This is a genomic window from Rhodopseudomonas sp., assembly GCF_048594845.1.
Taxonomy (GTDB): Bacteria; Pseudomonadota; Alphaproteobacteria; order Rhizobiales; family Xanthobacteraceae; genus Rhodopseudomonas.
Window position 1 is genome coordinate 1 of sequence record NZ_JBMDXE010000279.1, and the last position, 12,716, is coordinate 12,716.

Below are 12,716 nucleotides of genomic sequence, written 5' to 3' on the forward strand. Positions count from 1 at the left end.
GGTGGTCATCACGATCGGGCGGGCGCGCTTCTGGCCGGCGTCGATGATCGCCTCTTCGCGGCTTTTGCCGGCGCGGATCGCCTCCAGCGCGAATTCGACCAGCATGATGGCGTTCTTGGTGACGATGCCCATCAGCATCAAGATGCCGATCCACACCGGCGTGGTGAGCTGTTTGCCGGTGATCAGCAGCGCGCCGATCGCGCCGCCGATCGACAGCGGCAGCGAGAACAGGATGGTGATCGGCTGCAGGAAGGTGCCGAACAGCAGCACCAGCACCGCGTAGACCATCATCAGCCCGCCTGTGATCGCGGTGGCGAAGCCGTCGGACAGTTCGGCAAGACTCTCGGCGTCGCCGGACGGGCTGACACGGACGCCCTTCGGCAGCGACTTCATCACCGGCAGATCCTTGATCTGCTTCTGCGCGTCGCCGAGCGCGGCGTTGCCGACGAGATCGGCCGCGACGGTCGCCTGCCGCTCGCGGTCGTAGCGATTGATACTGGTCGGGCCCTGGTCGAACTTGACGTCAGCCACCACCGACAGCGGCACCGAGCCGCGGCCGCCGAAGATCGGCACCTGCAATTGCTCCAGCGTCGGCAGGTCGCCGCGCGCGCTGTCCTCGAGCTGGACGCGGATCGGCACCAGCCGGTCTCCGGCGTCGAACTTCGCCAGCGCCGGTCCGACGTCGCCGATCGTGGCGACGCGGATGGTCTCGGACAGGCTCTCGGTCGAGACGCCGAGCCGTGCGGCGAGATCGGCGCGCGGCACGACGCGCAGTTCGGGGCGATCCAGCGATGTTTCCGAGATCACGTTGGAGACGATCGGGATGCGCTTCATCTGCGCCGCCAGCTCCTGGGCGACGTTGTTGACGATGTTGCTGTCGGCGCCGGTCACGACCAGTGCGATCGCCCGCAGGCCGTTCTCGTCGAGGAACCAGTAGCGGATGTCCGGGACCAGATCGAGATCCTTGCTGATCGCCAGTTCGAGCTCGCGCTGGGTGAGCTTGCGGTCGCCCTTGGGCGTGTAGTTGATGATCAGCGAGGCGCGCCGCACCTCGTGGATGCCGGGCGGCACCCGACCGCCGTCGACGAACACGCTGCGCACCTCCGGCCGCTTGCGCAGCAGCGAGACGATGCGCTCGGTGGTCTTCTCGGTGGTGCCGATCTGGGTGCCGGGCGGCAGCTCCATCGCCATCACCGAGCGCGCGGTGTCCTGCGCCGGCAGGAAGCCCTGCGGCAGCAGCACGATGCTCCAGATCGACAGCACGAAGATCGCGAGCCCGATCAGCACCGTGACGTAATGATGCCGCACCGACCAGGTGACCAGCCGCGTATAGGCCCGCAACACGCGGCCCGGCGGCTTCTCCTCGTGCGGCGCGTCCTTGAGGAAGTAAGCGGCCAGCACCGGCGTGACGAACCGCGCCGCCAAGAGCGAGAAGAACACCTGTACCGACACGGTGATGCCGAACTGCTTGAAGAACTGCCCGGCGATGCCCGACATGAAGCTGGCCGGCGCAAAGATCGCGATGATGGTCAGCGAAATCGCGATCACCGCCAGCCCGATCTCGTCGGCGGCTTCGATCGCCGCCTCGTAGGGCGACTTGCCCATCCGCATATGGCGGACGATGTTCTCGATCTCGACGATGGCGTCGTCGACCAGAATGCCGGTCGACAGCGTGATGGCGAGAAAGCTGACGAGATTGAGCGAGAACCCGAGCATGTCCATCGCCCAGAACGCCGGGAAGATCGACAGCGGCAGCGAGATCGCCGCGATGATGGTGGCGCGCAAATCGCGCAGGAACAGGAACACCACGATCACGGCGAGAATCGCGCCCTCGAACAGCGTCGAGATCGCGGCTTCGTAGTTGCCTTTGGTGTAGTCGACCGAGGTGTCGATCAGCTTGAGGTCGACATCCGGGTTGGAGGCCTTGAGCGCGTCGATCCGCTTCTGCACCGCTTCGGCGACGACGACGTCGCTGGCGCCCTTGGAGCGCTTGATGCCGAGCGCCACCACCGGTTCGCCGTTGACGCGCGCGAAGGTGCGGCGGTCCGCGATGGTGTCCGTGACGGTGCCGAGATCGTCGAGACGAATTTCGCCGCCGGACGGCAGGCTGATCATCGTGCCGGCGAGATCGTTCAGCGTTTTCGCGCCGGCCAGCGTGCGGATCGCCTGATCGTTCTTGCCGATCTCGGCGCGGCCGCCGGCGAGGTCGACATTGGTGCCGCGCAGCCGCCGCGACACGTCGAGCGCGGTGAGGCCGGCGGCCTTCAGCCGGTCGGGATCGAGCGAGACCAGAATCTCGCGCTCGACGCCGCCGATGCGCTCGACCTGCGCGACGCCGCGCACGCCCTGCAGCGCGCGTTTGACGACGTCGTCGACGAACCAGGACAGCTGCTCCGGCGTCTTGCCGGGGGAGATCGCCGCATAGGTGACGATCGGCAGGCCGATGACGTCGACGCGCTGGATCAGCGGCTCGTTGACGTTCTGCGGCAGGTTGGCGCGCACCCGCGTCACCGCGTCCTTGATGTCGTTGAGGGCGCGGTCGGTGTTGGTCTCCAGCGCGAACTGGATGGTGGTGACCGACAGCCCATCAGTGACCGAGGAGGCGATATGGCGCACGCCCTCGACGCCGGAGACGCCGTCCTCGATGGTCTTGGTGACCTGCGCTTCGAGCTCGGCCGGCGCCGCGCCGAACTGCGCGACCGCGACCGACACCACCGGGATGTCGGCGCTCGGCAGCCGGGTGATCGCCAGCTTGGTGAAGCTGATCCAGCCCAGCGCCAAGAGGATGATCGAGAACACGATCGAGGGCAGCGGATGCCGGATCGACCAGGAGGAAACGTTGAGGCCCATTTAGCGCACCCGCGATCGGTCGAATTCGTCCTGGACAACCGGCTTGATCAGATCGCCGTCGTGCAGCGAGGTGCCGGCATCGGCGACGACGAACTCGCCTTCGCGGACGCCTTCGAGCACTTCGATGCTGCTGTCCGACACCAGCCCGACCTTGACGCGGCGGGTCTCGACGGTGTTGCCCTTCACCACCTGCACCTTGAGGTGATCGACCGCCTGGCGCGGGATCGCGACGCCGCAGCTGCGCCGCGCGTCGATCGTCGCCTTCACGAACAGGCCGACGCGCAGCGCCGGCGAATTGGTGACGGAGATGCGGACCTTGCCGAGCTGGGTCTTGCGGTCGATCTGCGGCGCCACCAGCCGCACCTTGCCGACCAGATCAGAGCCTCCGTCAAAGCCGATCCGCGCCGGCGCACCCGGCGTCACCTTCAGCGCCTGAATGCTCGGCACCTCGGCCTCGACCTCGAGTTCGTTGCCAACCGCGATCTTTGCCACCGGACCGGCAAGCGGCGACGCCGGGGCCCCGACCGCGGTGCGAAGTTCGGTGATCAATCCGGCCGCCGGCGCGCGCAGCGACCGCGCGCCGGTCGCGCCGACCGTCCGGACCAGTTCTTGATTGTCGGTGACGACATCGCCTTCGCGGACCAGCACCTCGGTGACCTTACCCTCAGTGTCGGCGATCACCACCGCTTCCTTACGCGGCACCACAAAGCCGGTGACGCGCACCATGTCGGAGAAGCAGGCATTGGTGGCCTTCGCCACCGTGACCTGCACGCCGCTCGGCGGCGGTTCGGCCTTCTCGGCGGCGAGTGTGGGAGCGAGGCCCGCGATGCTGGCGAAGCTGATCAGCACGGTGCAGGTCACGACGTACATCGCAGCCCGCGACCGTCTCGGCCGCAGCGCCGACGTCCGAGCCGTTCGTGCGCCGATCTCGATCCACATCTTGGTCATCGGCGTACTCGGGTCATCGGCCTGCTTCGTAAAATCTCAATGAAAGGGGCGCCGCACCTTGGGGCGTTCGATGCGCCGCCAAACCGCTCATGGCGCAGCGGAAATCTACACACGGCAATCCCACGGCAAAAGGGCTAAAGCGGTCGGCCGGCGGCTTGGCGCTGGGCCGCAGCGGTCACCCCACACGACCGCCGTCATCCCCCGCGAATGCGGGGGACCCAGTATTCCAGAGCGCCTGCCGCACGCGCACGGACGATCAGCGCACGCTCTGGGATACTGGGTAGCCCGGACAGGCCGGGCGATGACCGCAGCAATAGTGGAAACGCCCTCGATCAGATCCGGTCACTTCGCCGCAGTCGTCTGGCTGGTCATGTTGACGACCTGCACGCGGCGGTTGGCGGGGGCGGCGGGGTTTGCGGCATCCTTCGGCTTGCTCTTGCCGTAGCCGACGGTGACGAGATCGCTGCCGGCGATGCCGAACTTCTCGACCAGCGTGCGCTTGATCGTATCGGCGCGGCGCTCGGAGAGATCCTGATTATAGGCTTCGCTGCCGATGCTGTCGGTGTGCCCGGCGACCACGAAGGTCGAGCCCTTCAGATCCGGATTCGACAGCGCCTTGCCGAGCGCCTCGACCGCAGGCGCGGCCTTGCGGCTGATATTGGCGGAGTTGTAGTCGAAGGTGATTTCGAGATCGATCGCCGGCTTGTCCTTCGCCAGCGTGGCGATCTGCTCGCGCTCGCCGAGCGAGAGCGAGCGGGAAGGCCGGTTGCGCAGCGTATCGACGAACTGCCGTTCGGTGGGATCGGCTGGGCGCGGGGCTGACAGGCTGCGCGTCAGCGGCTTCTTCGGCGCAAGCGCGCGCAGGATCTGGTCCTCGGTCGCATCATCAGCCGCGGCGGCGATGCCGGCGGCCAGTGCCAGAGCGCCGATGGCGAGGATGGTGCGGGCAAGCACGAAGCTGGGTGTGGTCGACATGGCGATACCTCTGTGTCGTTCGGCGCTGCCTGCAGCCAGTTCCGTGGCCGGTCAGATCGTCTCGACTCGTCGTCGCTGCCGGGGCGGATGAGGTTCAATGCTGGCCAGGCCGCGCCGCCGTCATTCCACCCCGTAGCCGGCGTATTCCTTGACGATATTCGGGTCCAATCCCTTGGCTGTATTGATATCGATCTCGCCTTCCGACTTCAGGCCGAGCCGTTGCCGCGCAAGGCCCCGTCCATACAGCGACGAGGTCAGCCGCGGATTGATCTTCAGCGCGGCGTCGAAGTCGGCGACCGCATTCTTGAACTGGCCGTTCTTCAGGTTGAGCAGACCGCGGCTGTCGAGCGCATCGACGAAGTTCGGCCGTAGCCGCAGCGCCTCGTTGCAGTCCTTGAGTGCTCCGGGCAGTTCATTGATGACGGTGCGGACCCAGCAACGGTTGTTGTAGGCCTCGACGTCGCGTGGGTTGAGCCGGATCGCGTCGTCGAAATCCTTGATAGCCGACCAATACGCGCCCTTGCTGGCATAGACCTGACCACGCCGATAGAACGCGTTGGCGTCGCCCGGATTTTCGTCGATCCGGTTGCTGAGGTTCTGCACCGTCGGGTCGTCACGCAGCGCCAGCCGGACCTTCTCGTCGTCCTGTTTGGGATCGGAGGGGGCGGCGCCGAGCTCTTTCGACAGCGCGTTCGGCACATCGACCGGCTGAGGCAGATCGATCTGTTTGGCGAGATCGGCGGGCTTGCCGGGCTCAGCTGCCGCGGGCGCCGCGGGCTTGGCGTCGGTGGCCGGAGCAACTGCGGGTTTGGGCGCAGCGCTGTCGGCGGCGGCTTGTGCCGCGGCAGGCACGAAGGCGAAATCGTCCGCCAGCGATGAAGAGATCCACGGCACCTGCTCGCTGCGCGACGCACGGGTGACGCCGACGCGGGTGCGGTTGAGCGCCTCCTCGGCGCCGAGGCCGGGGACGCGGATTTCCTTCAGTAGTTCGGTGACGAACAGGCTGCGGTCGCCGCCATTGTCGCCCACCACCGAACTCAGTGCGGCGGAGTACATCACCAGCGAATTGCCGGGCGCGATGATCGGCGCAAGACCGGCCGAGAAGCTGCGGAACCGACGCTCGAACGGATTGCGCCGCGAGGCGTCGATCAGCGCGATCTTGACGGTGGCGCCGCGGCTGTTGAGCTCGCCCAGCACGGTCTCGAGACTGACGCCGTCGCGGCGCACGTCCGGCTCGGTCCATATCTGTGCATCGACCGGGATCATGTAGCTCTGCCGGCCGGACTGGATGCCGTAGCCGCTGAAGAACACCAGCGCGACCGAACCCGGCTTGGTGCGCGCATAAAGCTTATCGAACGCGCGGCGCATGGCATCGCCGCTGAGATTCTCGCCGACATCGACGTCAAAGCCCTGCCGCTTCAACTCATCGGCGAGATCGCGCGCGTCGTTGACCGGTTGCTTCAGCGGCTTCTCGGCGTCCGGATATTTGGCGTTGCCGATCACCAGCGCGACGCGGGCGCCGCGATCGCCGGCAGCCATCGCGGCAATCGGGGACGCCATCAGCAGAGTGAGGACGATGAGCAACGCACTTCGCAGCTTCATGCAACGCCGGTCCTTGCAGGGTGGCCGAGCCGGGCGAAGCCGGCGGCAATCCGAGTCTGATCGACGCCTTTCATAAGATCAACCGGCCGAACTCGCCACTGTCGCTTGGGTCGCAGCACGGGGAGGATAGGTTCGCTCGCGACGAGTCGTTCCACCCGGGTGCTCCATCAGCCGACCGATACCTTCTGCTTGACCGCCATCGCATCATCGTGGCCGTGGCTTGCCTGGATCAAATCGAGATGCCGCTCGATCTTGCCCAGCGCCTCCGCGAGGCCGTCGCGCTCCCGCGCCGACAGGCACGACAGGATCTCCTGCTCCCGGCGCTTCAGCCGCGGCACCAGCTCTTGATACAGTGCGCGGCCTTTCGGCGTAAGCTGCAGCCGCAATTCGCGGCGATCCTCTTCGTTTTCGACGCGTTCGATCAGCTCGCGCTCCAGCAGTGCATTCACCGCACGGCTGATGGTCGATTTGTGCGTGCGGGTGCACTGCGCAATGAACTGCGCCGTGCAGGCATCGTCGCGAAAGCCGAGCGTGGCGATGATGCGCCAGCCCGGAATGTCGAGGCCGTAGCGCTGCTGATACTCCACTGCCAACGCCGTGCTGACTTCGGCGGCCAGCCGGTTGAGCCGAAACGGCAGGAAGGAGAACAGATCGAGCTTCACCAAAATTTTCCTCGCGGACCGGGTTGCGCCTCGACGCGGCACCGGCTTAGATGGTTGCAAATGAAACTATCATGCGGGAGGAAGTCTTGACCAGCACTTTGCCGGGCCGCTCGAGCCGAAAAGGCTGAGCTTGATGTCGCGCGAGGGGTTCCAGTTCGGTTACCGCCGCCATCCGGATCAGGACCGCGTCGGCGAACCGGCGCGTCATCCCGTCGTGATCGTCGGGGCCGGGCCGGTCGGTCTGTCGCTGGCGATCGATCTGGCGCAGCGCGGCCAGGCCGTCGTGCTGCTCGACGACGCCGACCGGATCGGCGAGGGCTCGCGCGCGATCTGTTTCTCCAAGCGCTCGCTGGAAGTCTGGGATCGGCTCGGCGTCGGCTCGCGGATGGTCGAGAAGGGCGTGGTCTGGCAGGTCGGCAAAGTATTTCGCCGCGACGAGATGGTCTACCGCTTCGACCTGCTGCCCGAGACCGGCCACAAGATGCCGGCTTTCATCAATCTGCAGCAATACTACGCGGAAGCCTTCCTGGTGGATCGGGTGCAGGAGTTGCCCCAGATTGATCTGCGCTGGCGCAACAAGGTCACCGCACTCGCGCAGCACAACGATCACGCGGTGCTGACGATTGACACTCCAGACGGCGCTTATCGGCTCGCCGCCGACTACGTAGTTGCCTGCGATGGCGCGCGCTCAGCCTTGCGCAGTCTGGTCGGCGCGGAGTTCGCGGGCGAAGTGTTCGAGGATCAGTTCCTGATCGCCGACGTCAAGATGACGGCGGAGTTTCCGACCGAGCGCTGGTTCTGGTTCGATCCGCCGTTCCATTCCGGCCAGTCGGCGCTGTTGCATCGCCAGCCGGACGACGTCTGGCGGATTGATCTGCAGATCGGCGCTGATGCGGATGCGGCGGTCGAGCGGCTGCCAGAGAATGTCCGGCCACGGATCGAGCGGATGCTCGGCCATGGTGATTTTTCGTTCGAGTGGATCTCGGTCTACAAATTCCAGTGCCGCCGGATGCAGCGCTTCCTGCACGAGCGGGTGATCTTCGCCGGCGACTCTGCGCATCAGGTCTCGCCGTTTGGCGCGCGCGGCGCCAATTCAGGTCTGGAGGACAGCGAGAACCTCGCCTGGAAGCTGGCGCTGGTGCTGCGCGGCGATGCACCTTCGAGTTTGCTGGAGAGTTACGAGGCCGAGCGTAGTCAGGCCGCCGACGATAACATCCGCCACTCCACGCGCTCGACCGATTTCATCGCGCCGCATTCGAAGCAGGAACGGCGGCTGCGCGACGCGGTGCTGGCGCTCGCCCAGGACGTCGATTTCGCCAAGCGCATGGTCAATGCCGGAAGGTTGTCGACGCCGTCGGTGTATGACAGCCCGCTGTCCACGCCCGATGCTGATCCATGGTCCGCCGGTCCCCGCCCGGGCGCCGCGCTGATCGATGCGCCGCTGCGCACGGCGGACGGCGAGCCGCTGTTTCTCACCGACGCGTTCACACAGGCCGGCCGCAACTTCGTCCTGCTCGAAAGCGCTAACGGCCTCAGCGCGCCGTTGCCCGCCGGCGTGGCTCATCTCCGCATAGGCGGCGACGCGCCGCTGCGCGACGAGCAGGGCGACTTCGCGCAACGCTACGACGCTGCGCCCGGCTCGGCCTATCTGCTCCGCCCCGACGGCTACGTCGCCGCCCGCTTCCGGCATCCGACGGCGGCGGCGATCGAAGCCGCACTAGCGCGGGCGAGCGGGAGGGCCGTGTCGTGAGCGCCGCGCTGTCGACGACCAGCAATTTGCCCGATCCGGACGCCGCCTACCGGCTGATCGTCGAGGCGCATCGCGGCATCAGCGACGAGCAAAGTGCGGCGCTCGACGCCGCGTTGGTGCTGATCCTCGCCAACCACATCGGCGACCTGGCCGTGCTCCGGGACGCCGTAACGTTGGCGAAGCGGCGGGTGGTGGATGAAGCGCAGGCGACGACGTGAGGAGGCTAACTCTGACGAGGTCGGCTTCGGGCAATGCCTCCAAGTTCGTCATTCCGGGGCGCGCGAAGCGCGAACCCGGAATCCATAACCCCCGCCGGGAGTATGGATTCCGGGCCTGCGCCCAAAGAGGGGCGCATCCCGGAATGACGAACTCAAAGACTGGTCCGTCAATCAAAGTAATCAATCACACTATCGACCAACACTAAGGACCACACATGGCCAAGGGTTTCGCTTCCACCACCGACCTCGCCGAGAAGAAGGTGACGTTCTCCGAGATCGGGCCCGATCTCTACGCCTTCACCGCAGAGGGCGATCCGAATTCGGCGGTGATCGTCGGCGAAGACGGCTGCTTGGTGTTCGACGCGCAGGCGACGCCTGCGATGGCGGGCAAGGTGATCGAGCGCGTTCGGACCGTCACCGACAAGCCGATCAAATACGTGGTGCTGTCGCATTATCACGCGGTGCGCGTGCTCGGCGCCTCGGCCTACGGCGCCGAAGGCATCGTCGCTTCGCAGGAAACCTATCGGCTGATCGAGGAACGCGGCCAGCAGGATTGGGATTCCGAATACGGGCGCTTCCCGCGGCTGTTTCAGGACGCCGAAAGCATCCCGGGCCTGACCTGGCCGACACTGGCGTTCGACGGCGAGATGTCGATATATCTCGGCAAGCGCGAAGTGCGGCTGATGCAGCTCGGCGCCGGGCATACGTCGGGCGACATCGTCGCCTGGGTGCCGGACGCCGAGGTGATGTTCACCGGCGATCTCGTCGAGTATCACTCGGCCTGTTATTGCGGCGACGCTTACTTGCGGGAATGGCCGGCGACGCTGAACGAGATCCGCGACTTCAACCCGAAGGCGATCGCTCCCGGCCGGGGCGACGCCTTGCAGGGGCTGGAGACGACGCGCGAGGCGATCGCGATGACGCGCGATTTCGTCGGCACGCTGTATGGCGCCGCGGAAATCTCAGTCGCCAAGGGCCGCAGCCTCAAAGAGACCTGGGACGCGACGCGCGAGAAGATGGACCCGAAGTTTTCCAGCTTCGCCATCTACGAGCACTGCCTGCCGTTCAACGTCTCGCGCGCTTTCGACGAAGCCTCGGGCATCGACGATCCGGTGATCTGGACCGCCGAGCGCGATCGCGAAATGTGGGCTGCCCTGCAGGGCGGCTGATATCACTCACCGTCCCGGCGCGCCGGGAGCATCCCAGACCGATCGGAGGATGACATGAACATCAATGCCGCACCGCAGATCCTCGGCCACGGGTCGCAGGGCATCACGCCCGGCTACATGTCGGGTTTCGGCAATTCGTTCGAGACCGAGGCGCTGCCCGGCGCGCTGCCGATCGGCCGCAACTCACCGCAGCGCGCGGCCTATGGTCTCTATGCGGAGCAGCTCTCCGGCTCGCCGTTCACGGCGCCGCGCGGCGCCAATGAGCGATCGTGGCTGTATCGGATCCGGCCATCGGTGAAGCACTCCGGCCGCTTCGCCAAAGCGGATAGTGGGTTGTGGCGCTCGGCGCCGTGCTTCGAGCACGACATGCCGATCGCGCAGCTGCGTTGGGATGCGCCGCCGATGCCGCAGGAGGACCTGACCTTCCTGCAGGGCGTGCGAACGATGACCACCGCCGGCGACGTCAACACCCAGGCCGGCATGGCGACGCATATGTATCTGATCACCAAATCGATGGTCGATCAGCACTTCTACGACGCCGACGGCGAGCTGATGTTCGTGCCGCAGCAGGGCAGCCTGCGGCTGGTCACCGAATTCGGCATCATCACCATCGAGCCCGCCGAGATCGCCGTGATCCCGCGCGGCGTCAAGTTCCGGGTCGAGCTGGTCGATGGCCCGGCGCGCGGCTATCTGTGCGAGAACTACGGCGGCGCCTTCACGCTGCCGGAGCGCGGGCCCATCGGCGCCAATTGTCTGGCCAATTCGCGCGACTTCCTGACCCCGGTCGCCGCTTATGAAGAGAAGGACACGGCGACCGAGCTCTATGTGAAATGGGGCGGGTCGATGTACAGCACGAAGCTGCCGCATTCGCCGATCGACGTCGTCGCCTGGCACGGCAACTACGCGCCCTACAAATACGACCTGCGCACTTATTCGCCGGTCGGCGCGATCGGCTTCGACCATCCCGATCCGTCGATCTTCACCGTGCTGACCTCGCCATCGGAAACGCCCGGCACCGCCAATATCGACTTCGTGATCTTCCCGGAGCGCTGGATGGTGGCGGAGAACACGTTCCGGCCGCCGTGGTATCACATGAACATCATGTCGGAGTTCATGGGGCTGATCTACGGCGTGTACGACGCCAAGCCACAGGGCTTCGTGCCCGGCGGCGCGTCGTTGCACAATATGATGCTGCCGCACGGGCCGGATCGCGAGGCGTTCGATCATGCGTCGAACGGCGAGCTGAAGCCGGTGAAGCTGACCGGCACGCTGGCCTTCATGTTCGAGACCCGGTATCCGCAGCGCGTCACCGAATATGCGGCGAGCGCCGGCACGCTCCAGGACGACTACGCCGATTGCTGGCGCGGTCTGGACAAGCGCTTCGATCCGACACGGCCATGACGCACAGTGCTTCGCGGGACGAGCATGACGGCGCCGTACTATACGGCTACTTCCGCTCGTCCGCCGCCTACCGGGTCCGCATCGCGCTGAACCTGAAGGGCCTCGCCGTCGCCGAGCGCTACGTGCACCTGCGCAACGGCGAGCAAAACCTTGAAGCCTATCGCTGGATCAATCCGGCCGGGCTGGTGCCGTATTGGCGCGAGGGTGATTTCGACCTCGCTCAGTCGCTGGCGATCATCGAGTATCTCGACGAGACCCATCCCGAGCCGCCGCTGCTGCCGAAGGATGCCAAGGCCCGCGCGATCGTCCGCGAAATCGCCTATGCGGTCTGCTGCGACATCCATCCGATCGGCAATCTGCGCATCCTGAAGCGGCTCACCGAACTCGGCGTCGACGAGATCGAACGCGCACGCTGGTCGAAAGATTGGATCGAGCAAGGCTTCGCGGCGATCGAGGCGCGGCTGGCGCAGACGCCGGGGCCGTTCGCCTATGGCGACCAGCCGACGCTCGCCGATCTCTGCCTCGTCCCGCAAATCTTCAACGCCCGCCGCTTCGACGCCGACCTCGCCCCCTTCGAACGCATCCGCCAGATCGAGGCGGAGGCGATGAAGGTCGAGGCTTTCGTGGCGGCTGAGCCGGGACGACAGCCGGATGCGGAGTAAGTTGGCAGCCTCTGAGGTGAACGCCTCCCTCACGACGGCCGGAAGGGCATTGCTTTCGGACACGTGCGGCCGCAGCGCGCGTCACCCTCCCCTGGAAGGAGAGGGGCGCTCGCGTCAGCGAGCGGGGTGGGGTGGCGAAGAGTTCATCCGCTGCGCTCGCGGCTCACCCCACCCCGGCACGCACCGCGCTCCGCGCGCTACATGCCGACCCTCCCCCTCCAGGGGAGGGTGAAGAGAGCTCAACGACCGACCGCAACGTTCAACGTCTCTAGGACTCCTCATGCATCCCAACGATCCGCGTCTGCGCTCCTTCATCGATGTGAAGGCTGACTGCGATTTTCCGATTCAGAACCTGCCGTATGGCGTGTTCTCCACCGCGAGCAACTCTTCGCTGCGCGTCGGCGTTGCGATCGGAGAGTTCGTGCTCGATCTCGCCGCCTTGCAGAGCGCCAAGCTGCTCGACCTGCCGGAGGGCATCT

At 66.1% G+C, this 12,716-nt stretch carries 10 protein-coding genes and 1 pseudogene; 6 read left to right on the forward strand and 5 right to left on the reverse strand.

Annotated elements, in window-relative coordinates; all coding sequences use genetic code 11:
• The 5 genes from ACOJTD_RS18180 to ACOJTD_RS18200 form a co-directional block, all read right to left on the reverse strand.
• A partial coding sequence (locus ACOJTD_RS18180) for an efflux RND transporter permease subunit (RefSeq protein WP_420134277.1) occupies positions 1-2,850 on the reverse strand: 2,850 nt, incomplete at its 3' end.
• Positions 2,851-3,720, reverse strand: a complete 870-nt coding sequence (locus ACOJTD_RS18185) for an efflux RND transporter periplasmic adaptor subunit (protein WP_420134286.1) — start codon at positions 3,718-3,720, stop codon at positions 2,851-2,853. It lies immediately after the preceding gene.
• 420 nt (positions 3,721-4,140) lie between these two features.
• On the reverse strand, positions 4,141-4,773 hold the full coding sequence (locus tag ACOJTD_RS18190; protein ID WP_420134278.1) for an OmpA family protein: 633 nt from the start codon (positions 4,771-4,773) through the stop codon (positions 4,141-4,143).
• A gap of 120 nt (positions 4,774-4,893) precedes the next feature.
• On the reverse strand, positions 4,894-6,375 hold the full coding sequence (locus tag ACOJTD_RS18195) for a caspase family protein (protein ID WP_420134279.1): 1,482 nt from the start codon (positions 6,373-6,375) through the stop codon (positions 4,894-4,896).
• Between the two features lie 167 nt (positions 6,376-6,542).
• The gene (locus ACOJTD_RS18200) at positions 6,543-7,040 is read right to left on the reverse strand and encodes a MarR family winged helix-turn-helix transcriptional regulator (RefSeq protein WP_420134280.1); all 498 of its coding nucleotides are present in this window, start codon (positions 7,038-7,040) and stop codon (positions 6,543-6,545) included.
• A gap of 130 nt (positions 7,041-7,170) precedes the next feature.
• Between ACOJTD_RS18200 and ACOJTD_RS18205 the strand changes: the two genes are divergently transcribed.
• The 6 genes and pseudogenes from ACOJTD_RS18205 to ACOJTD_RS18230 all read left to right on the forward strand — a co-directional run.
• The gene (locus ACOJTD_RS18205; protein ID WP_420134281.1) at positions 7,171-8,787 is read left to right on the forward strand and encodes an FAD-dependent oxidoreductase; all 1,617 of its coding nucleotides are present in this window, start codon (positions 7,171-7,173) and stop codon (positions 8,785-8,787) included.
• Positions 8,784-9,005 (forward strand): DUF2783 domain-containing protein, encoded by a 222-nt coding sequence (locus ACOJTD_RS18210; protein WP_420134282.1) that lies wholly within the window; start codon positions 8,784-8,786, stop codon positions 9,003-9,005. The genes ACOJTD_RS18205 and ACOJTD_RS18210 overlap by 4 nt, the downstream gene beginning before the upstream one ends.
• A 215-nt stretch (positions 9,006-9,220) precedes the next feature.
• Positions 9,221-10,174: an MBL fold metallo-hydrolase gene (locus tag ACOJTD_RS18215; protein WP_420134283.1), complete on the forward strand. Its 954-nt coding sequence runs from the start codon at positions 9,221-9,223 to the stop codon at positions 10,172-10,174.
• Between the two features lie 54 nt (positions 10,175-10,228).
• Positions 10,229-11,575, forward strand: a complete 1,347-nt coding sequence (gene hmgA / locus ACOJTD_RS18220) for a homogentisate 1,2-dioxygenase (protein ID WP_420134284.1) — start codon at positions 10,229-10,231, stop codon at positions 11,573-11,575.
• The gene (gene maiA, locus ACOJTD_RS18225; protein WP_420134285.1) at positions 11,572-12,237 is read left to right on the forward strand and encodes a maleylacetoacetate isomerase; all 666 of its coding nucleotides are present in this window, start codon (positions 11,572-11,574) and stop codon (positions 12,235-12,237) included. Before hmgA ends, maiA begins: the two co-directional genes overlap by 4 nt.
• Positions 12,238-12,517: 280 nt before the next feature.
• Positions 12,518-12,716, forward strand: a pseudogene (locus tag ACOJTD_RS18230) (fumarylacetoacetase); the annotation flags it as partial.

Coding starts and splice junctions, on each gene's coding strand:
- ACOJTD_RS18185 (WP_420134286.1), bottom strand. CDS start 3,720: ATGTACGTCGTGACCTGCACCGTGCTGATCAGCTTCGCCAGCATCGCG.
- ACOJTD_RS18190 (WP_420134278.1), bottom strand. CDS start 4,773: ATGTCGACCACACCCAGCTTCGTGCTTGCCCGCACCATCCTCGCCATC.
- ACOJTD_RS18195 (WP_420134279.1), bottom strand. CDS start 6,375: ATGAAGCTGCGAAGTGCGTTGCTCATCGTCCTCACTCTGCTGATGGCG.
- ACOJTD_RS18205 (WP_420134281.1), top strand. CDS start 7,171: ATGTCGCGCGAGGGGTTCCAGTTCGGTTACCGCCGCCATCCGGATCAG.
- ACOJTD_RS18215 (WP_420134283.1), top strand. CDS start 9,221: ATGGCCAAGGGTTTCGCTTCCACCACCGACCTCGCCGAGAAGAAGGTG.
- hmgA (WP_420134284.1), top strand. CDS start 10,229: ATGAACATCAATGCCGCACCGCAGATCCTCGGCCACGGGTCGCAGGGC.
- maiA (WP_420134285.1), top strand. CDS start 11,572: ATGACGCACAGTGCTTCGCGGGACGAGCATGACGGCGCCGTACTATAC.